The organism is Arthrobacter sp. Hiyo1 (genome assembly GCF_001263615.2).
Taxonomy (GTDB): Bacteria; Actinomycetota; Actinomycetes; order Actinomycetales; family Micrococcaceae; genus Arthrobacter.
In genome coordinates this window covers 124,776-126,113 of record NZ_DF952474.1, presented here as the reverse complement: position 1 = coordinate 126,113, position 1,338 = coordinate 124,776, and the positions used below count along the sequence as shown (strand labels likewise).

Here is a 1,338-nt window from a genome sequence, read left to right as displayed (position 1 = left end):
CTACACTCCCGGCGTCGCTCGCGTTTGCCTCGCCATCGCCGAGGACCCGGCAGCTGCCCGCAACCTGACGGTCAAGCGGAACACCATCGCCGTCCTCACCGACGGTTCGGCCGTCCTTGGCTTGGGCAACATCGGCCCGGCCGCGGCACTGCCTGTCATGGAAGGCAAGGCCGCGCTGTTCAAGCAGTTCGCCAACGTCGACGCCTGGCCGGTCTGCCTGGACACCCAGGACACTGAAGAAATCATCATGATCGCCAAGGCCATGGCTCCGGTCTACGGCGGCATCAACCTTGAAGACATCGCAGCCCCGCGCTGCTTCGAAATCGAGAAGCGGCTCCGCGACGAGCTGGACATCCCCGTCTTCCACGACGACCAGCACGGAACGGCAATTGTCACCCTCGCGGCCCTCGTCAACGCGTTGCGCGTGGTGGACAAGAAGCTGTCCGAGGTCAAGATCGTTGTCTCCGGCGTCGGCGCTGCCGGCTCTGCGATCATCCAGCTCCTCAAGGCGCAGGGCGCGCAGCACATCGTCGCCGCCGGCCGCTCCGGCGCTATCCACTCGGGCGAAAAGTACGACGACGAGCACCGTTCCTGGATCGCCGCGAACACCAACGAGGCCGGATTCTCCGGCACGCTGCACGAAGCCCTCAAGGGTGCTGACGTTTTCATCGGCGTCAGCGCTCCGCACGTGATCGGCGAAGAGCAGGTCGCCTCGATGGCCGAGGACGCGATCGTGTTCGCCATGGCCAACCCCACCCCGGAAATCGACCCGGTGATCGCGTCCAAGCACGCAGCGGTGGTGGCCACCGGCCGGAGCGACTTCCCCAACCAGATCAACAACGTGCTGGCCTTCCCGGGCTTCTTCCGCGGACTGCTCGACGCCGGAGCATCGGACATCATCCCGGAAATGCTCGTGGCCGCGGCAGAGGCTATCGCCAACCGGGTCGCAGATGATGAACTGAATGCGAGCTACATTATCCCCAGCGTCTTCGACCCCCACGTTGCAGCCGACGTCGCCGCAGCCGTAGCAAATGCAGCAAACGCAGCAAACGCGCGGAAGCAGCAAACGCAGGCCGCTCGCGCTCTCTAGGAAAGGACCACCCCATGGCTCTCACAGTCACAGACCCCCGGCCGATCGAACGAGCCGAGGAGATCCTGACTCCCAAGGCGTTGGCCTTCGTGGAGGAACTGCACCGCCGTTTCGCGGGCACCCGCACCGAGCTCCTCGCGGCCCGCGTCGCCAAGCGCGAAGAAGTGGCCCGCACCGGCCGCCTCGACTTCCTGCCGGAAACCCAGGACATCCGCGACGGCGACTGGAAGGTCGCCGAAGCACCCGTG

General features: G+C 65.8%; 1 protein-coding gene and 1 pseudogene. Both read left to right on the top strand.

Going from position 1 to position 1,338, the window contains the following annotated elements; genetic code table 11:
- Positions 1-1,090 (top strand): NAD(P)-dependent malic enzyme (locus tag AHiyo1_RS18015; RefSeq protein ID WP_059389460.1); only part of this gene is annotated, 1,090 nt, incomplete at its 5' end.
- A 14-nt stretch (positions 1,091-1,104) separates the two neighbouring features.
- Positions 1,105-1,338, top strand: a pseudogene (locus AHiyo1_RS18010) (malate synthase A); the annotation flags it as partial.